This window comes from Caldicoprobacter guelmensis (assembly GCF_016908415.1).
Taxonomy (GTDB): Bacteria; Bacillota; Clostridia; order Caldicoprobacterales; family Caldicoprobacteraceae; genus Caldicoprobacter; species Caldicoprobacter guelmensis.
Genome location: NZ_JAFBDW010000001.1, coordinates 219,759 through 238,406, shown reverse-complemented (window position 1 = coordinate 238,406; position 18,648 = coordinate 219,759). Strand labels below are relative to the sequence as shown.

16 protein-coding genes are annotated in these 18,648 nt (G+C 47.2%); all 16 read right to left on the bottom strand.

Annotated features, from left to right (window positions below; translation table 11 throughout):
* Nucleotides 1-38 precede the first annotated feature (38 nt).
* The 16 genes from hfq to rnpM all read right to left on the bottom strand — a co-directional run bounded on the left by hfq (nt 39) and on the right by rnpM (nt 18,646).
* Nucleotides 39-341, bottom strand: a complete 303-nt coding sequence (gene hfq, locus JOD02_RS01300; RefSeq protein WP_204486218.1) for an RNA chaperone Hfq — start codon at nt 339-341, stop codon at nt 39-41.
* Nucleotides 342-411: 70 nt separating this feature from the next.
* A complete protein-coding gene (miaA, locus tag JOD02_RS01295; RefSeq protein ID WP_204486216.1) occupies nt 412-1,383 on the bottom strand; it encodes a tRNA (adenosine(37)-N6)-dimethylallyltransferase MiaA in 972 nt (323 codons plus the stop codon).
* A gap of 13 nt (nt 1,384-1,396) precedes the next feature.
* Nucleotides 1,397-3,253 carry a DNA mismatch repair endonuclease MutL gene (gene mutL, locus JOD02_RS01290; RefSeq protein ID WP_204486214.1) on the bottom strand — a complete coding sequence of 619 codons (1,857 nt, stop codon included), beginning with the start codon at nt 3,251-3,253 and terminating at the stop codon, nt 1,397-1,399.
* 11 nt (nt 3,254-3,264) lie between these two features.
* Nucleotides 3,265-5,889, bottom strand: coding sequence for a DNA mismatch repair protein MutS (mutS, locus tag JOD02_RS01285; protein ID WP_204486212.1), 2,625 nt, complete (start codon nt 5,887-5,889; stop codon nt 3,265-3,267).
* Nucleotides 5,890-5,953: 64 nt separating this feature from the next.
* Nucleotides 5,954-7,363: a tRNA (N6-isopentenyl adenosine(37)-C2)-methylthiotransferase MiaB gene (miaB, locus tag JOD02_RS01280; protein ID WP_204486210.1), complete on the bottom strand. Its 1,410-nt coding sequence runs from the start codon at nt 7,361-7,363 to the stop codon at nt 5,954-5,956.
* 61 nt (nt 7,364-7,424) lie between these two features.
* Nucleotides 7,425-8,690 carry a M16 family metallopeptidase gene (locus JOD02_RS01275; RefSeq protein ID WP_204486209.1) on the bottom strand — a complete coding sequence of 422 codons (1,266 nt, stop codon included), beginning with the start codon at nt 8,688-8,690 and terminating at the stop codon, nt 7,425-7,427.
* A 126-nt stretch (nt 8,691-8,816) separates the two neighbouring features.
* Entirely contained in the window at nt 8,817-9,527 is a 711-nt protein-coding gene (locus JOD02_RS01270) for a polysaccharide deacetylase family protein (RefSeq protein ID WP_204486207.1), read from the bottom strand.
* Nucleotides 9,528-9,650: 123 nt separating this feature from the next.
* Entirely contained in the window at nt 9,651-11,822 is a 2,172-nt protein-coding gene (locus JOD02_RS01265; protein WP_204486205.1) for a polyribonucleotide nucleotidyltransferase, read from the bottom strand.
* Between the two features lie 188 nt (nt 11,823-12,010).
* Nucleotides 12,011-12,274 carry a 30S ribosomal protein S15 gene (rpsO, locus tag JOD02_RS01260; RefSeq protein WP_204486203.1) on the bottom strand — a complete coding sequence of 88 codons (264 nt, stop codon included), beginning with the start codon at nt 12,272-12,274 and terminating at the stop codon, nt 12,011-12,013.
* Nucleotides 12,275-12,378: 104 nt separating this feature from the next.
* Nucleotides 12,379-13,323, bottom strand: coding sequence for a bifunctional riboflavin kinase/FAD synthetase (locus JOD02_RS01255; RefSeq protein ID WP_204486202.1), 945 nt, complete (start codon nt 13,321-13,323; stop codon nt 12,379-12,381).
* A gap of 10 nt (nt 13,324-13,333) precedes the next feature.
* Nucleotides 13,334-14,239 carry a tRNA pseudouridine(55) synthase TruB gene (gene truB / locus JOD02_RS01250; protein ID WP_204486607.1) on the bottom strand — a complete coding sequence of 302 codons (906 nt, stop codon included), beginning with the start codon at nt 14,237-14,239 and terminating at the stop codon, nt 13,334-13,336.
* A 23-nt stretch (nt 14,240-14,262) separates the two neighbouring features.
* Nucleotides 14,263-15,249, bottom strand: coding sequence for a DHH family phosphoesterase (locus JOD02_RS01245; protein ID WP_204486200.1), 987 nt, complete (start codon nt 15,247-15,249; stop codon nt 14,263-14,265).
* The gene (rbfA, locus tag JOD02_RS01240) at nt 15,246-15,611 is read right to left on the bottom strand and encodes a 30S ribosome-binding factor RbfA (protein ID WP_204486198.1); all 366 of its coding nucleotides are present in this window, start codon (nt 15,609-15,611) and stop codon (nt 15,246-15,248) included. The genes JOD02_RS01245 and rbfA overlap by 4 nt, the downstream gene beginning before the upstream one ends.
* Nucleotides 15,612-15,632: 21 nt before the next feature.
* Nucleotides 15,633-18,041: a translation initiation factor IF-2 gene (gene infB, locus JOD02_RS01235; RefSeq protein ID WP_204486196.1), complete on the bottom strand. Its 2,409-nt coding sequence runs from the start codon at nt 18,039-18,041 to the stop codon at nt 15,633-15,635.
* 7 nt (nt 18,042-18,048) lie between these two features.
* Nucleotides 18,049-18,381, bottom strand: a complete 333-nt coding sequence (locus JOD02_RS01230; RefSeq protein ID WP_204486194.1) for a L7Ae/L30e/S12e/Gadd45 family ribosomal protein — start codon at nt 18,379-18,381, stop codon at nt 18,049-18,051.
* Nucleotides 18,365-18,646: an RNase P modulator RnpM gene (gene rnpM / locus JOD02_RS01225; protein ID WP_204486192.1), complete on the bottom strand. Its 282-nt coding sequence runs from the start codon at nt 18,644-18,646 to the stop codon at nt 18,365-18,367. The genes JOD02_RS01230 and rnpM overlap by 17 nt, the downstream gene beginning before the upstream one ends.
* Between the last annotated feature and the right edge of the window lie 2 nt (nt 18,647-18,648).

The following is an 18,648-nucleotide window of genomic DNA, read 5'->3' as shown; positions in this document are numbered from 1 at the left end:
CTTACAGAGCCAAAGGATTTCGACTCCTCGTTAGGCATTTAATTTTCAGATTCAGCAGCATTACTTTTTTCCTTGCTGGTATTCCCAGCGTTGTTAGCCGCGCTGTTGTTATTTCCGCTTGCAAAGTTAACCTGTCGGGCTGGGGTTACGGTCGAAACCGCATGCTTGTATATCATCATCTGTTTGCCTTCGCTCTCAAACAGGATGATGAAATTGTCAAAACCCTTAATCAGCCCTTTGAGCTGGAATCCGTTGATCAGGTGAATAGTGACAGGTATTCGTTCTTTGCGCAGCTGGTTTAAGTAAGCATCTTGCAAGAGAATAGTAGCCTTATTTGCCATTTCAATTAACCACCCTTCGAAAAATAATATGAATTTTATACCTTATTTTGTTAATATTATATACGATTTTTCAGCTGTTTAAAAGATGATTTTGGAAATTTATGTTCAACTTTTCTTTTATATAAGCCAGGCACTGTTCTACCAGAGCCTGGTAGGATTCCAACTCATCTACGTTTATCCATTCAATATCCTTTTGGGCTCTGAACCAAGTAAGCTGACGCTTTGCATACCGGCGCGTCTCTCGCTTTAATACATATATGGCTTCTTCAAGCGATATCTTCCCTTGGAAGTAGTCAATAAGCTCCTTGTAACCCAAACCCTGCATGGATATCATGTCTCGGGTATAGCCCTTGTCAAGCAGCCGCTTCACCTCACAGAGCAGTCCTTTTTGTATCATTTGGTCCACTCTCTGATTAATCCTCTCATACAGCTTTGCCCTGTCCATGGTAAGCCCTATCATAGCCACATTGTATCTATAACCCATTTTCTCTAGCTCTTGATTGTATTCCGACATGGGCTTGCCGGTAAGATGATATACTTCCAAAGCCCTGATAACCCTGCGCACATCATTAGGGTGAAGCCGTGCCGCCGTTTTGGGGTCTACAGCCTGAAGCTTTTTATGGAGGTATTCTTTACCCATGACCTCAGCTTCATGCTGGAGCTGTTTCCTGAGCTCTGGGTCATAGGATGCATCGGTAAAATTCATAGGATATAACAGGGATTTAATATACAAGCCCGTTCCTCCCACTACGATGGGCAACTTGTTTCTGCGGTGTATATCATCTATTGCCTTGGTAGCCAATCTTTGATACTCAGCCACGCTGAACTCCTGGTCGGGGTCTATGACATCTATCATGTGGTGAGGAATCCCCTGTCGCTCTTCAGGTGTAGGCTTGGCAGTACCTATATCCATATACCTGTATATTTGCATAGAATCGGCCGATACTATCTCGCCGTTCAAGGCCTTGGCAAGGTCAATTGACAATTTGGTCTTTCCTACAGCAGTTGGTCCTACTATTACTACCAAAGGCTTTTTATCCATCTTTCAAATCCCCCTACTGCACCCTCTTGAACTTCTTTTCTAACTCGTATCTTGTAATGGCTACAATGATTGGCCTTCCATGGGGACAAGTCAAAGGTATCTTTTTATCTTGGATGCCCTTAATGAGGGATACAATTTCACTATCAGATAGGGGATCTCGGGCTTTCACGGCGTGTTTGCATGCTATCTTCATTATGTCATGAGGTTTAAACGCAATCGAGAGGTGTGCATCCTTCTCCCCCTTCCATTGATCCAAAACATTATAAAATATCTCCTTGACATTCGCACCGCTCAGCACAGCAGGTACGCCTCTTACAGCCCATGTGTTTTTCCCAAAAGGCTCTAGCTCGAATCCCAGAGATTTAAAAACTTCCAGAGCTTCCTGAAGTAGTAGATGTTCATCATGGGAAAGCTGAAGTACTAAAGGCGGTAAAAGCTGCTGGCTGGCTACAGCGCGTTGAGCCATATTCTTTTTGAGCTTTTCATATATCAGCCGCTCGTGGGCAGCGTGCTGGTCTATAAAAAATACCGTATCCTGGCTTTCTACTATGGCGTAGGTTGAAAAAATCCTTCCCACAATCTTAAAATTTACCAGCTCACCTATATTATGCTCATAAGATTCCTGGCCTAAACCTTCGTTGTCAAATTTTTTCTCCAGTTGCTCGCCCGCCTTAAAACTCTCACTGCCTATATATACGTGCTTGGCTTGCTGCGATCCTGTCAAAAACGATACCTGCTCTTGTTTAAGCTTTAGCCCTTCAGAATTTGTATCACCGCCGTCATCATCCAATTCTTCTTGCCCAGATGGTGTTGGCTCTTCAATGTCGGCATGCATCAACCCGTGAAAAGCCTCTTGTTTTATGTTGGGTATATACGGATTGGCTTCAAGGGTTTCCTTGATCCACCGGAATATAAGCGAGTACACCTCTTCTTCCTGCCTGAACCTTATTTCGGTCTTTGCTGGGTGCACGTTTACATCGACCTGGCTGGCTGGTATGCTTATATGTAATACCGCCCAGGGAAAATGATGCAGCGGCAGGTATGACCGGTGGGCATCCTCCAAGCTTTTTGAAAGCAAAGGGCTTTTCACAAAGCGCCCGTTCACAAAAAAAGACTGGTAATTGCGGTTCATCCTAGCCAAAGACGGTTTACCCAGATACCCATATACTGATAGACCGCTTCTTTTATCGCTTTTTTCAATTTTGATGACCTGCCCCCTTACTTCCCTTCCGTACACCGATATTATGGCCGACATAAGGTCACCATTGCCCGGGGAATGATATACCGCCTTGCCGTTGTTTATATAACGGAAAGATATCTCGGGATGGGCCAGTATGAGCTTTGCCACAAGGTCACTTATATGCAGTGCCTCTGTTTTAGGAGCCTTGAGGAATTTGAGTCGCGCCGGTGCATTGTAAAACAAATTCCTGACGATAACAGTGGTGCCTTCGGGGCATCCTGTTTCCTGGATCGATAGGATATTGCCGCCATGGTTTATGACATGGGTGCCTGACAGGGAATTACGCTGCCGTGTATAAACTTCCACCTGCGAGACAGCCGCTATGCTGGCCAGTGCTTCACCCCTGAAGCCCAGGGAGCGTATCTCATAGAGGTCATCGCTAGACCTTATTTTACTGGTGGCGTGGCGCTCAAAGCACAGCTGAGCATCCTCTGAGTCCATGCCTTCCCCGTTGTCGGTCACCCTTATAAATGATATACCTCCGTCTTTTATCTCTATGGTGATGGCAGAGCTGCCAGCGTCTATGGAGTTCTCAACCAACTCCTTTACCACCGACGCCGGCCTTTCTACAACCTCGCCTGCCGCTATCTGATTTATGGTGAACTCATCCAGGATATTTATTTTAGGCAAAAAATCCCCTCCTATTGCTGTTTGGCTTTCTCAACCAAGCGGTACAGAATATTCATGGCCTCCATCGGGGTTATGTTCAGAACATCGATTTTTTTAAGCTCCTCTTCTATCTCGGATGGCCTTGGGATGAAAAACGAAAGCTGCTCACCCATGGGCTTTTTCTCAGCTACATGGGAAGTGGCAGCAGAGTTTTTCCTCGCAATGTCAGATTCCTCAAGCTGGGACAGTATGGCCTTGGCCCTTTCTATGACCGGTTCAGGCAGGCCGGCCAGCTTAGCCACCTGTATCCCAAAACTCTTATCCGAGCCACCCCTTACGATTTTCCTTAAAAATATGATGTTATCCCCCTGCTCCTTGACCGATATGCGGTAATTTTTTACTCCTGGCAGCTTGCCCTCCAGTTCAGTAAGCTCGTGGTAGTGGGTGGCAAACAGCGTCTTGCAACCCAGCGACTTTTGAGTGCAGATGTACTCTATCACAGCCCATGCGATGCTAAGCCCGTCAAATGTGCTGGTTCCACGGCCGATCTCGTCTAGGATGAGCAGGCTGTCGGGAGTGGCATTGTGGAGTATATTTGCCACCTCGTTCATCTCAACCATGAACGTGCTTTGGCCGGCAGACAGGTCATCCGAGGCGCCTATACGGGTAAATATTCTGTCCACTAAGCCTATTTTTGCCTCACGGGCGGGGACAAAGCTGCCTATCTGGGCCATAAGCACTATAAGCGCCACTTGTCTCATGTAAGTGCTCTTACCGGCCATGTTGGGGCCGGTGATTATCATCAACCGACGGTCCGACTTGTCAAGGTATGTGTCATTGGGAACAAACATGCCGCCAGGAATGGTCTTTTCCACTACCGGGTGTCGACCTTCTTTTATGGAAATAACGCCATCGGTGGTGATTTGAGGGCGTACATAGTCATTCTCTATGGCCACTTTTGCCAGGGAACATAAAACATCCAGCGTAGCTATTATTTGAGCCGTCGCCTGTATCCTGTCAACGTGTCGTGCGATCTCCTCCCTTATGTTTAAAAAAATCTGGTATTCCAGCTTAATGCTTTTTTCCTCTGCCCCTAGAATGGTATCTTCCATCTCTTTAAGCTCGGGGGTGATATACCGCTCGGCGTTGGCCAGGGTTTGCTTGCGTATATAGTATTCTGGCACCATGTCGTAATAAGACTTGGTGACTTCAATGTAATAACCAAATACCTTGTTAAACCCCACCCTCAAGTTCTTTATACCGGTCCTTTCCCTTTCCCTTTGTTCAAGGGAGGCGATCCATTCTTTACCCTCTCGCATGGCTCTTCGATACCGGTCAAGCTGGGCGTTATATCCATCTTTTATGATATTGCCTTCCTTGATGGTGGGAGGCGGGTCTTCAGCTATCGACTCCTCAATCAGGTTGTATATGTCCTCCAATGTATCCAGGTTTACATATGCATCTTTGAGTATAGCGGATTTACATGGTTCCAATAACTTTTTTATTTCGGGCAAATTTTTCACCGATTGTTTGAGGGCAAGCAGGTCACGAGCATTGGCGGTACCGTAAGATATTCTCGCCATTAGCCTTTCAAGGTCATACACACGCTTCAACATGGAGCACAGGTCGTCCAACAAAACGGCGTTGTTATAAAGCTCTTCCACGCCGTCTAACCGGTACTCTATCTCATCCTTTTTTATGAGAGGCTGTTGTATCCACTTCCTTATAAGCCGGCCACCCATAGCAGTACAAGTCTTGTCAAGAAGCCACAGAAGCGAGCCCTTCCTCTCCTTCCCTCGTATGGTCTCGGTCAGCTCCAAATTCCTCCTGGTGGCGGCATCGAGTATCATGTAAGATTCAAGGTAATAAGGCTTAATGCGGGTTATATGCCGCAGGGTGTTCTTTTGTGTCTCGGTCAAGTACTCCATCAGTGCACCCGCTGCACAGATGCCATAGCTTAAGTGCTGACAGCCAAACCCTTCGAGAGAGTGCACCGAAAAATGCTGTATAAGCTTCTGATATGCCGAATTATAGCCGTAGGCCCACTCGTGATAAAGGGTGATAAAGGGGGAACACCTCTCTTTCAACATGCTCAGCAGGGACTGATCAAGTTCAGCGCTTTGGTTTATCAATATTTCCCGCGGAGCCACCCTGGACAGCTCGTCCAATAATTTAGGCTGAGCATTCTCTCCTGTCACCTGGCTCAAGTAGAATTCGCCGGTCGATACGTCGACTATTGAAAACCCGAAATTTTGTCCGTCCTTGAATATGGACACCAAATAGTTGTTGTTTTTTTCCTCCAGCATGGAGTCTTCCAGCACTGTACCCGGCGTTATGACCCTTACCACCTGCCGTTCTACCAGGCCTTTGGCCTCTTCAGGGTCCTGCATCTGCTCGCATATGGCGATTTTGTACCCCTTTTCGATCAGCCTGGCAATGTACCCTTCAACCGAATGATAGGGAACGCCGCACATTGGCGCACGCTCTTCAAGGCCACAATCCCGGCCGGTCAGCGCTATCTCAAGCTCCCGCGAGGCTATTATGGCATCGTCAAAGAATAGCTCATAAAAGTCCCCCAGTCTAAAAAAAAGAAGAGCATCTTTGTATTGCTCTTTTATTTTCATGTATTGCTGCATCATGGGAGTTAAACCAGACATATAAGAGCTTTCCCCCTCATCAGCCACGTAATGATTCTTAAGACAACCGGGCCCTGGATATACGTCACACCAAAACTCCATCCAGTGTCCAGGCTTTGGGGAGCGTGACCTTCACCTTTACCAGCTGCCCTGTCAGCTTTTCATCTCCTTCAAAGTGCACCAACTTATTAGTACGGGTTCTACCCGACAGCTTTTCTGGATTGTTTTTGCTGACGCCTTCCACCAGTACCTCCACAACCCTGTCCAGGTACTCTTGATTCTTCGCTTTGCTTATCTCAGTCTGAAGCTCTATCAATCTGGTTAAGCGGTCCTTTTTAACCTCCTCATCCACCTGATCAGGCATACTGGCAGCCGGCGTACCCCGCCGTGGGGAGTACATAAATGTAAACGCCGAGTCATACTGTACCCTTTTTACCATGTCAAGGGTATCTTGGAAGTCTTCTTCAGTCTCCCCTGGAAAGCCTACTATTATATCGGTGGTAATGGCTATACCGGGAATCCTCTCACGCAGCCTGTCCACCAGTCTAAGATAGTCCTCTCTGGTATAATGCCGGTTCATTTTGCGGAGTATGCGGTCGCTTCCCGCCTGAAGCGGCAAGTGAATGTGCTCGCATACCTTCTCGCACTCTGCCATGGCATCTATTAGGTCCTGAGACAGGTCCTTAGGATGAGAGGTCACAAACCTGATCCTTTCAATGCCATCGATTTTATTCACATCCCTTAAAAGGTCGGGAAACAGGTACTGGCCGCCCAAATCTTTTCCATAAGAATTAACGTTTTGCCCCAACAGGGTAACCTCTTTATACCCCTGCTGTGCCAGCTCTCTGGCCTCATCTAATATGTCCTGGGGTTTTCGGCTCCTCTCGCGACCGCGGACATATGGCACGATGCAATAGGTACAGAAATTGTTGCAACCGTACATGATGGTGATATAGGCCGACACGCCTGTGGCCCTGCGAGGCCTTAACCCCTCTATGATTCCCCCTTCTTCGTCTAAAACCTCAACCACAGAATGATCCGTTGATAGCGCTTGGTACAGCAACTTGGGGAAGTGGTGCAGGTTGTGAGTACCGAAAACCAAGTCCACAAATGGGAATTTCTTTATGAGGTCTTGAGCTGCCCCTTTTTGCTGCATCATACATCCACAAACGCCAATCACCATGTTTGGCTTTTTACGCTTGTAGGGCTGTAATACACCCACGTTGCCGTACACCCTTTGTTCAGCATGCTCGCGCACGCAGCATGTATTGAAAAGTATAAGGTCGGCTTCTTCAATGTTGGGCGTTTCTTGATACCCCATTTCAATCAGCATGCCGGCAAGTTTTTCAGAATCGTGGACGTTCATCTGACAACCATACGTTACTATGTGGTATTTAAGGCTTTTGTCGCCTATAAGCTGCCTTACGGTCTCGATGTAATCCTGTTGTTCCTCTCTTATTGCCATTTTGGCCTCCTTCGTGTCTCCCTTTTGCATTTCATTGATTATTATATCCTCCTACACGGCTTTATGCAAGTTCAATAATCAAGGTGTGGTTTTAAGTGCCCTTAGGGATGATGCCTTCCAGCACGTTTTCACGCCCAACCACAGCTATGGCTATGGTATCGGGGGACAAAACCTGCTCTAACACCCTCATTACATCATCCATTGTAACATTTTCGATCTTTTCCAGTATCTCTTCGGGCGTTCTTACCACTCCTAAAAGCAGTTCAGACTTACCTATGGCGTTCATCCTGCTACTGCTGCTTTCAAGACCTAAAATGTAATTGCCTTTTAACTGCTGTTTTGCGGTATTGAACTCATCATAGGAAATGCCCTCTTTTTTGACCCTGTTTATCTCCTCCATGATTAGGTCAGCCACTTTCCTGGCCTGAGACGGTTTCATGCTGGCGTATATGGTGAACAGGCCTCCACAGGTATAAAACGAAGGATAGGACATAACCGAATACACAAGCCCTTTATCCTCCCTTATATTCTGGAAGAGCCGTGAGCTCATGCCACCACCAAAGAGATTGTTGAATATCATTAGAGGATATACATCGTCTTGCCCCAGCGGTATGCCGGGATATCCGATACACATGTGCACCTGTTCTATGTCCTTCCATTTAAAGAGGTTTCGGCACTGATAAATGGGTAGCGGGACGCCGCACTGCTTTACACCGCATCCTGAATCCCTTTTCCAGTCCCCGAAGAATTTCTCTAGCAGATCAACCAGCTGCTGTTCATCGAAATTCCCGGCTACCGATATTACCATATTTTGTGGCAAGTATTTTTCTTCCAAAAAAGAAACCAGCCGTTCCCGGGTAAGGTCTATTATAAACCTCTGGTCACCCAGAATGGAATTGGCCAAAGGGTGTGTCCCCACTAGCGCTTCAGCCAAAAGGTCATGTACTAAGTCCTCAGGTGAGTCTTCATACATCAGTATCTCTTCAAGCACCACTCCTTTTTCCTTATCCATCTCAACAGGGTCGAGCAGGGAATTGATCACCATATCCGACAAGACATCTACTGCCGTTGGGAGATGTTCGTCGATCACGTTACTGTAATAGCAGGTGCATTCCTTTGCGGTAAAGGCATTCAGCTGACCTCCAACGGCATCCATGGCCTGGGCAATCTGCTTAGCGGTACGGTTTTTGGTGCCTTTAAAGAGCATGTGCTCTATAAAATGCGGTATACCGCTCTTATCACGGTCTTCGTAAAGAGCCCCTGCCATAAACCATACCCCTATGGAGACGGAACGAAAATATGGAATCTTTTCTGTTACAACTCGTATCCCGTTTTGAAGTTGATACCTCTTATACATCACATTCTCCTTTCTCTTTGGTGTTTAAACGTCAGAGAGTATTTTACCAAAACATGCTGTATTGGTGTATATCGCGTTTTTAAAAATTTGCTGGTCAAAAACAGGATAACAAGCAAAGATGGGTTCTCATTCCTTCAGTAAGTCAGACACGCGTACAATCTCATAGCCTCTCTGTTGAAGGCCATTTATAATAACCGGCAGCGCCTTTATGGTATCCTCGGTTGGGTGCATCAGTATAAAGGCGCCGTTATGAGGATTTTTAAACACCCTGCGGATAATGCTGTCTACCCCGTCACCTCGCCAGTCTATGGTATCAATGCTCCACATTATGGTCTTATACCCCAAAGAGTGAGCGGCCTGCAGAGTGGTCTTGTTAAAGTCCCCGTAAGGGGGAGCAAAAAGGCGCGTCTTGACCCCTACGACTCTTTCTATGGCTTCCTCGGCTTTTATTATTTCGTCTTTATTCTGCTCCAGGTTAAGCCGGCTGTGATATTTGTGGCTATACCCGTGGTTACCCAACTCATGCCCTTCCTGTACCATCCTCTTTAGAAGCTCGGGATTTTGCTCGGCCCACTGTCCCCCTATAAAAAATGTGATTTTTACGTTGTGCTGTTTGAGTATATCAAGCATTGCAGGAATATACTCGGTACCCCACACCACGTTACACTCAAAGGCTATCCGTGGCTGAGAGTCATCCCCTTTGTATATTGGATTACCCGTTGACAGGTAATTGAACACATGGTGTGCCTCACCGTGCCCTGAATACAGGATGAAGCCTATCAGCGCAACCACCGCAAAACCCAGGACCAACGTCCTTTTCCTCAAGATGATAATCATAAAAACCTTTTCACCCCTGAATAAAATATTCCACTAAAATAAGTATTCAGCGGGTGAAAAGATATGTGATAAAAAACCCGGCAAAAATAAAATAAAACATAAACTGTGGAAACAGTTTATGTTTTATTTCTGGTTTCTCCTCAAAGGAGAACTTCCAGTTTTGCGCTGATGAGGTTGAGACTCCCGCCTGCTTACCTCGCTTTTGGGAGGAGGTGGCAAGACGTCTTTCCTCGACAGATTGATGCGGCCCAGTTCGTCTATATCCGTGACCTTTACGGTAATCTCATCGCCTACCTTTACCACGTCTTCAACCCGTCTGACCCTCTCATGTGCCAGCTTGGAGATGTGAACCAGACCTTCTTTCCCTGGCAGTATTTCCACAAATGCCCCAAAATCGGTAATTCGCAGCACTTTACCAGAGTAGATCTGGCCCACTTCTACATCACGGGTTATGTTCTCTATCATGGTCAAAGCCTTTCTGGCATCCTCTATATTGGGTGAATAAATGTAGATTCTACCGTCTTCCCGTATATCTATCTTCACGCCCGTTTCGCTTATTATGCGATTTATGGTCTTACCTCCGGGGCCGATCACCTCTCGAATCTTATCAGGGTTGATAGTGGTGGAAACAATCTTTGGTGCAAAGCGCGATACCTCTTTTCTCGGCTCTGATATGACCTCTAGCATCTTCTCAAGTATAAATAGACGCCCTTCCCTTGCCTGTTCCAGTGCCTTTTCAAGTATATCGCGGTCAATGCCCATTATCTTGATGTCCATCTGTATTGCGGTAATGCCCTTGGCAGTACCGGCCACTTTGAAGTCCATATCGCCCGTCGCATCCTCAAGCCCCTGAATGTCAGACAGTATCACCACCTGGCCGGTCTCCTCGTCTTTTATCAACCCCATGGCTATTCCAGCTACCGGTGCTTTTATGGGTACACCGGCATCCAGAAGGGCAAGCGTGCTCCCACATACGCTGGCCTGGGAGGTAGAGCCGTTAGAGCTCATAACTTCTGACACCAATCGGATGGTATATGGAAACTCTTCCTCGCTGGGGATCATGGGTTCCAACGCCCTCTCAGCCAAGGCGCCGTGGCCTATCTCGCGCCTTCCCGGTCCTCTCATTGGACGCGCCTCACCAACGCTATACGGCGGGAAATTATAGTGGTGCATATAGCGCTTGAAGTCCTCTTCCCACAGCCCATCAAGTACCTGGACATCACCCAGCGCTCCCAGAGTACAGGTGGTGAGCACTTGGGTTTGTCCACGTTGGAAAAGCGCCGAACCGTGGGTACGCGGGAGCAACCCTACTTCGCAGTGTATGGGGCGAATCTCCTTCGGTGTCCTTCCATCAGGCCTTATGCCCTCTTTGAGTATCATGTTGCGAACCACTTCTTTGGTTATTATGTTGAGTACCTCTTTGATGTCGGCCTCTTTCTCTGGGAAGGTTTCTGCGAAGTGCTCCAGCACTTCTTTTTGTATGGCGTTCATCCTTTGCTCGCGTTCCTTTTTATCGGGCGTTCTTACTGCTTCCCTTATCTTTTCGGTAGCGTATTCCCTTACCTGCGCTTCAACTTCGGCATCAGGCGCATACAGCTCGCCCACGCGTTTGGGCTTTCCAACTTCTTTAACAATCTTTTCTTGGAATTCCACCAGCTCTTTGATGTACTGGTGGGCAAACATTATGGCGTCCAGCATCTCGGCCTCCGTCACTTCATTTGCCCCAGCCTCTACCATCAGTATAGCGTCCTTGGTGCCAGACACTATGAGGTGCAGCTTGCTCTTCTCCCTCTGCTGGCTGGTGGGATTGATGATGAATTGTCCATCAATCATCCCTACAGCCACAGACCCCGTCGGCCCGAGGAAAGGGATATCCGAGATGCTCAATGCTATAGAGGAACCCAGCATAGCAAATACATCGGGCGGATAGTCGGGGTCTACCGACAAAGCCATAGCCACGACATGCACGTCATTGCGGTACCCTTTAGGAAACAGAGGCCTTAATGGCCTGTCAATCAACCTGGCGGTCAATATGGCTTTATCGGTGGGCTTACCTTCCCGCTTTATAAACCCGCCAGGGATGCGCCCCACAGCATACAGCTTTTCCTCAAAATCTACAGTAAGTGGGAAGAAGTCTACCCCTTCCCTGGGTTCGTCGGAAGCTGTGGCCGATACAAATACCACCGTGTCGCCGCATTGTACAGTACAAGCGCCATTGGCTTGCTCAGCCAGCTTCCCTACCTCCACCGTGATTTTGGCACCTGCAATCTCTGTGGCGTATATCCTGTGTTCCATCCCCAAGTATCCATCTCCTTTCGTACCTAATTTTGTATAATGTCAAACAGCTTGCTGCTTGGCGAAATATGCTTTACATGTTCTCTACAGGCTTGATTTGGGACGAATGCAATTTCCACCTAAAGAGTTTAATTCCTACAAACGCATAATAAGCAATGGAGCGGGCATCCCCGCTCCACCTTCTATCTCTATTTCCTCAAGTTAAGCTTTGAGACAATAGCACGATAACGCTCAATATCCTTTTTCATGAGGTAATTGAGCAAAGCACGTCTTCTACCTACCATCATAAGAAGCCCTCTACGAGAATGATGGTCCTTCTTGTGTACCTTAAGGTGTTCCGTCAAGTGGTTGATCCTCTCGGTAAGCAACGCAATCTGTACCTCAGGAGAACCGGTATCATTCTCATGGAGCTTGTAGGTATCGATGATCTGCCTTTTGAGTTCCTTATCCATTTTTTGTCACCTCCATTGCTATGTCATATAATCGCCACAACCTTAGTATTACGCCGGAGGCACGTAAAACCAAGGAAGTGGTTAGCTGCTCGAGTGTTATTTTATCATACCTTAAATATTTTGTAAATGAGATTTTTGGCTGTGGCTACGTCGCGATCAATTTGATGTATCAACTCCTGTTTTGACAAGAACCGCTTTTCTGCCCTCATATATCTTAGGAAGTAGAGCCTCATGGGTTTGTAGTAAAGCTCACCACCGGGATAATCCAGCAAAAAGGTCTCTATATGAAGTCCAGACTGACCAAAGGTCGGATTTTGGCCTACGTTGGTAACTCCCCAAAACCATTGCCCATCCAAACGGCAGCCCGTAAGATACACGCCAAATCTGGGGATAACGACGTTTTTAGCCCCAATATCCAGGTTGGCAGTAGGGTATCCTAGAGTCCTTCCCCGCCCTGCTCCGTGTACTATTTGGCCATTTATCGAATAAGGCCTTCCAAGATATCGCCAGGCTTTCGCTACATTTCCCTCTTGTATCATTTCACGGATTAGACTGCTGCTTACCACCTTCCCACCCACCTTAACAGGTGGCACCACTACAACCTTGAACCCCATTTCATTTCCCATTCGAATCAGCAGCTGCGTATCACCGCTTCCGTTATAGCCAAACCGGTAGTTGTATCCCACCACGATAAAGCGCACATCATATTTTTGGAGCAAAAACCGCTGTATGAAGTCGTGAGGGTCTGTATGCGCAAATTCTTCATCAAAATTGTTGAGGACAAGGATATCAACCCCTAGCCGATTAAATTCCAATATCTTCTTGTTGAGGTTCATGATTTGAGGCGGGGCTTTAGACGGTGCCAGACAGCTTAAAGGGTGCTGCTTAAATGTATATACCATGGAAGTATAACCATAGCGACACTTAATCTCCTTAAGGTGTCTAATAAGTGCTTGATGACCTTTGTGAATGCCGTCAAACATTCCCAGCGCTATGGCTACAGGACACTTCAGCGAATGGTCATTCTTCTCATTAAATATTACCTGCATGGTTGCCCCCTTACACCAGTACTTTATCCATTTTTATATGGATATAACCCTCCTCTAGTTTTGCCGTACCTACTCCTATAAACTCTCCTTTACAATATATCCTCATAGGGTTCTGGCAGTCCCATCTCTTAAGCTTTAAATTTACAATGCCTAATTTTACAGGATTCCCGTTTATGAGTCTTTTATAGTATACTGCTGGAACATCAAACCTTTCAAGCCTGTCAATCGCTTTGTCCATGGGGATTACAAGCTCATGTAGTTCCCCTTTTGAAAAACAATCTTCAATTTCGTGCAGAGTATATGAATCGCTAAGGGTATACCTCCCTGTACGGCACCTCAACAAAAAGCTTACATATGCACCACAACCCAGTCTCCGCCCTATATCCCGACATAAAGAACGTATATAAGTGCCTTTTGAGCACTCAACTTCAAATAAAACCCTATTGGGTGGCGAGTAATTCAGTATGGCACTTCGGTAGATGATAACTTCTCTCTCCAGCCCCGAGATATCCAGATGTTGGCCTTGACGCACATATTCATACAGCTTTTTACCCCTGTATTTTATGGCAGAGTGCATAGGGGGAACCTGCCTAATACGTCCTTGAAACTCTTCAAATACCCTATTTATATCCTCAAAACTGGGGTATTGATTTGAAGTCGAAACTATCCGTCCGTACGAATCCAGCGTATCGGTCTCAACCCCCAGGACCATCTCACAGCGATAGGCCTTGTCTTCTTCAACGATGAAATCGGCCAGCCTGGTGGCCTTGCCCACACAAACGGGCAATACCCCGGCAGCCCCAGGATCCAAAGTACCAGTATGCCCTACCTTCTCTTTTAGCAACCTTCGGAGATATACCACCACATCATTGGAAGTCATCCCAGGTGGCTTCAACACATTGATAACGCCGTCCAGACCGATGGTACATCAACCCCTTTTCATTCCAGCATGGCTTTTAACGCTTCCAACACCTGTTCTTTTGCTTTTTCTATACCTGCGCTGATCAGGCACCCAGCTGCACGCACATGTCCACCTCCACCAAACTTTGCAGCCAACACGCTGGCATCGACAGTGCCTTTTGTGCGGAGACTCACCTTGGTCTTGCCCTGTTCGGCCTCTTTAAACAGAGCAGCACACTCCACCCCTACAATGTCTATCCCGTAATTTACTATCCCGTCGGTATGATTTTCTTCAAGGCCTATCTCTTCCAACATCGCTTTACTTACCGTCAAAAAGGCCACTCGATCGTTGCAATGCATCTCAAGGGAAGCCAGCGCCTTTGCCAGCAACCTCACTCTGGGTAGCGTGGTGTTCCTGAACAACAGCCTGGTCAGCTTATCCACATTAAGGCCGTACTCGATGAGCTGGGCCGCTATTCGATGAGCCGCAGGAGTAGTATTGCTAAATCCAAAGCCGCCAGTATCGGTGGCAATACCGCTGTATATAGCCTCATATACGGGCATTGAAAAATAATCCTCATCCATCTCACGTATCAGCTCAAAAACCAGCTCAGCAGTGGAGGAGGCCCCTGGCTCCACGATATTTATGTCTGCATACATGGTGTTGGTGGCGTGATGGTCAATGTTTATGGTACACGATGCCCGTTTGAGAAGATAAGCTGCATCTCCTAACCTTCCCTCATCGCTGCAGTCCAGACACACCACTGCATCATAAGTGAAATTCTCTTTTGTTTCGATTTTCTCACCTGGCTTTATAAAATTCTGTATGCCTTGTAAAAATGCCAGGTTTTCGGGCGGTGCATCGTCACAGTAAAGGTCAACGGTTTTCCCTTGGTCCCACAAAAAGTTTGCCAGTGCCAGGCATGAACCTATGACGTCCCCATCAGGAGATACATGGGCTATGACGGCAAAATGCCTGCCCTGTTTTAAAACTTCAATAACCGGTGACATCTTAACGGCTCTCATTGACTCTCATCCTGTTCCTTTTTCTTCAGCTCCTCAATCTTTTGAGCAATGTGGATGCTGTACTCTATCGACTCATCCAGCACAAAGCGTATCTCAGGGACGTAACGCAACCCCAGCCTTTGCCCCAGCTCCTTGCGTATAAATCCTGTTGCGCGATCGAGCCCTTCCATAGCCTTCTGCTTTTCTTCCCTGTCCCCGAGCACGCTTACGTATATCTTCGCATGGCGTAAGTCCTTTGATACCTCCACCCTTGTAATAGATACCATCTCGGTAATGCGAGGGTCCCTCACATTGTTACGCAATATATCGCTAAGTTCCCTCTTGATCTCCTCTGCTATTCTGTCAGCTCTCTGATATGACATATTCTATCACCCGCTCATTTTTTATTCGGTTTGAATTTCTTCCTGAGTGAAGGCTTCGATTATATCGCCTTCCTTAATATCATTAAAATTGCTTATCCCTACACCGCATTCGTAACCGGCTGCCACTTCCCTCACATCATCTTTAAAACGCTTGAGCGAGGCTATTTGCCCTTCGTGGACCACTATACCGTCCCTGATAATGCGTACTTGTGCATTCCTGGTTATTTTCCCGTCTGTGACATAACAACCTGCAACCGTCCCTACGCCGGATATTCTGAAGGTGGTTCGTACCTCTGCATGGCCCAGCACCACTTCACGGTAAGTAGGTTCGAGCATGCCCTTAATGGCAGCCTTTACGTCTTCGATTGCATCATATATCACCCGGTACAGCCTTATATCTATCTTCTCCTTTTCTGCCAGCTCCATTACACTGCTTGGCGGACGCACGTTAAAGCCAATTATGACGGCATTGGATGCCGATGCCAGCATTACGTCTGATTCGGTGATGGCACCCACTCCGCTGTGTATGGTCCTTATGCGCACCTTATCGGTTGAGAGGCGTTCAAGAGCCAGTTTGAGTGCTTCAGCTGTACCCTGAACATCTGCTTTGATGATGAGTTTCAGCTCTTTCAGTTCACCCTGTTCAATCTGGTTAAGGAGGTCATCCAGCGATGCCTTGAGAGCAGAGCGGGCACTTGACTCTTTCATCTTTTCCTTGCGCTCCTCAGCTACCTGTCTTGCCAGCTTATCATCTTCGACCGCATAGAGTATATCTCCGGCTTCGGGCACCTCCGAAAAGCCTAATACTTCTACCGGCACTGAGGGGCCTGCGCTTTCAAGCCTTCTGCCATTGTGGTCCATCATAGCCCTCACGCGTCCATAAGCTGTTCCTGCTACTATTGCATCCCCCACTCGAAGGGTTCCGTTTTGAACCAATACTGTAGCAACCGGTCCACGGCCCTTATCCAGCTTTGCCTCGATTATGGTACCCTTAGCAAGCCTGTTGGGGTTGGCTTTAAGCTCCTGCATCTCAGCCACAAGCAGGATCATTTCAAGCAGGTTATCAATCCCCTGTTTCTTGAGGGCGGACACGGGCACTGCTATGGTATCGCCACCCCACTCTTCAACCAGCAGGCCTTGTTCGGCCAGCTCGCGCTTTACACGCTCAGGATTGGCAGTTGGCAGGTCAATTTTATTAATGGCCACTATGATGGGCACGTTGGCCTCTCGGGCATGGTTGATGGCCTCTATGGTCTGCGGCATAACGCCGTCATCGGCCGCTACCACCAACACGGCGATATCGGTAACCTTCGCACCCCGTGCCCTCATTGAAGTAAATGCTTCGTGTCCCGGCGTATCTATAAATGTGATGTATTTGCCGTTTACTTCTACCATATAAGCACCGATATGCTGGGTTATGCCGCCTGCCTCTTGCTCAGTCACTCGGGAATTGCGTATGGCATCCAGAAGCGACGTCTTACCATGGTCTACATGTCCCATGACCGTAACAACTGGCGGCCGTTCCTGCAGGCTTGCTGGGTCATCTTCCACGTCTTCCTGTATAAGCATTTCTTCAAAGGATACAGTGGGCTTTTTCTCCAGCTCGATACCAAACTCGCTGGCCACCAGCGCGGCCGTATCATAATCCAACTCCTGGTTTATTGTGGCCAATACGCCTAACTTCATGAGATGTTTTATAATTTCCGCTACCTGTATGCCTATGGTCTCTGAAAGCTCCTTTACCGTTATCCTATCTCCAATGGTAATGGCTTTCTTTCTCTCAGCGGTAACAGGTACTTTTTGCTGAGCTGCCTGTTGAGCGTTTTTGTTCTTCTTCTCTTTTTCCCTCAAAAGCTTGTTATAAACCGAGGGATGCTCTTCTTCCCAGTAATCCCTTTTGGTCTTTTGTGTCTTAGATTTTACCGCCTCAACGGATGCTTTAGCAAAACCTTCCTCTTTCCCTTTGGTGACTTCCCCTTTTTTGTCCTTGGCTTGGGCAACAGCCTGTTGAGAGAAGAACTCATCTATTACGTTCTTGGCTGGCTTATCTTTAGGTCTAGGACGCCGCCTCACTGACGTCCTGCCTTCTTCCCGGGCAACCAGGTTTTCTTCTTGCCTGCGGCTTTCCTCTTGTTTTGCAGTATCTTCTTGCCTGCGGCTGCCCTTTTGTTTACGCCTCTCTTCCTGCCTGCGCCCGGCTTTTTTGGCATTGTTGTCCTGCGAGCTGCGTTCTGACCTTTCAGGTTTTGCTGATTCCGCTTTCTTCTTTTCCGCCATCTCTTTTGCCTGCTGTTCAAAAGCGTTCTCCATTTCTTTTATCCTGCTTAAATAGGCATCAATATCCTTGTTGAGTGCTTTTATGTTATCAAGCAGTGACTCGGCATTTTTTTTAATCTTTTTGGTCGTAACGTACACATTTATATCTGACATTCATATATCACCCCCGCACTGGCATTTCTGAGTTTTGCAACTTCTTAAGCAACGACTCCTTCAACCCTTCGTCAGTAACCGCCAGAACCGTTCTACTCCCCTTACCCACAGCCATACCCAGCATTTCCTTGCTTCCTATTATTACATAATCGACATTGTAATACCTGCACTTGTCTGTAAATTTCTTTAAAGTGTTGGGCGAAGCCTCCTCGCTTATTACCACCAACTTGGCCTTTCGCGTCCTTATGGCTTTTAGGCACATCTCCTCACCTGTTATAAGCTTACCGGCTCGAGTTGCCAAGCCAAGCAACTGATAAAAATTTTTAAGATCGTGATTCATGGGCTTTAATGAGCTCACCTCTCAAAGCTTGATATACTTCTTCGCTGATTTTTTCATCGAGGGCGCGTTCCAACGACTTATGCTTTATGGCCTTTTCCAAGCACTCCATGTTGTAGCACAGGTAAGCACCCCTTCCTGGAGCCTTACCCTTAAGGTCTATATGGATTTCCCCTTCAGGGCTTCTTACAACCCGTATGAGTTCCTGTTTGGGCTTTGACTCCCTGCATCCCACGCACATCCTCATGGGTACCTTCCTCTTCTTCACTG

What these genes read in the sequence shown, in the direction of transcription:
- hfq (WP_204486218.1), bottom strand. Translation starts at nt 341, where the DNA reads ATGGCAAATAAGGCTACTATTCTCTTGCAAGATGCTTACTTAAACCAG.
- miaA (WP_204486216.1), bottom strand. Translation starts at nt 1,383, where the DNA reads ATGGATAAAAAGCCTTTGGTAGTAATAGTAGGACCAACTGCTGTAGGA.
- mutS (WP_204486212.1), bottom strand. Translation starts at nt 5,889, where the DNA reads ATGTCTGGTTTAACTCCCATGATGCAGCAATACATGAAAATAAAAGAG.
- miaB (WP_204486210.1), bottom strand. Translation starts at nt 7,363, where the DNA reads ATGCAAAAGGGAGACACGAAGGAGGCCAAAATGGCAATAAGAGAGGAA.
- JOD02_RS01275 (WP_204486209.1), bottom strand. Translation starts at nt 8,690, where the DNA reads ATGTATAAGAGGTATCAACTTCAAAACGGGATACGAGTTGTAACAGAA.
- JOD02_RS01270 (WP_204486207.1), bottom strand. Translation starts at nt 9,527, where the DNA reads ATGATTATCATCTTGAGGAAAAGGACGTTGGTCCTGGGTTTTGCGGTG.
- JOD02_RS01265 (WP_204486205.1), bottom strand. Translation starts at nt 11,822, where the DNA reads ATGGAACACAGGATATACGCCACAGAGATTGCAGGTGCCAAAATCACG.
- rpsO (WP_204486203.1), bottom strand. Translation starts at nt 12,274, where the DNA reads ATGGATAAGGAACTCAAAAGGCAGATCATCGATACCTACAAGCTCCAT.
- JOD02_RS01255 (WP_204486202.1), bottom strand. Translation starts at nt 13,323, where the DNA reads ATGCAGGTAATATTTAATGAGAAGAATGACCATTCGCTGAAGTGTCCT.
- JOD02_RS01245 (WP_204486200.1), bottom strand. Translation starts at nt 15,249, where the DNA reads ATGAGAGCCGTTAAGATGTCACCGGTTATTGAAGTTTTAAAACAGGGC.
- rbfA (WP_204486198.1), bottom strand. Translation starts at nt 15,611, where the DNA reads ATGTCATATCAGAGAGCTGACAGAATAGCAGAGGAGATCAAGAGGGAA.
- infB (WP_204486196.1), bottom strand. Translation starts at nt 18,041, where the DNA reads ATGTCAGATATAAATGTGTACGTTACGACCAAAAAGATTAAAAAAAAT.
- JOD02_RS01230 (WP_204486194.1), bottom strand. Translation starts at nt 18,381, where the DNA reads ATGAATCACGATCTTAAAAATTTTTATCAGTTGCTTGGCTTGGCAACT.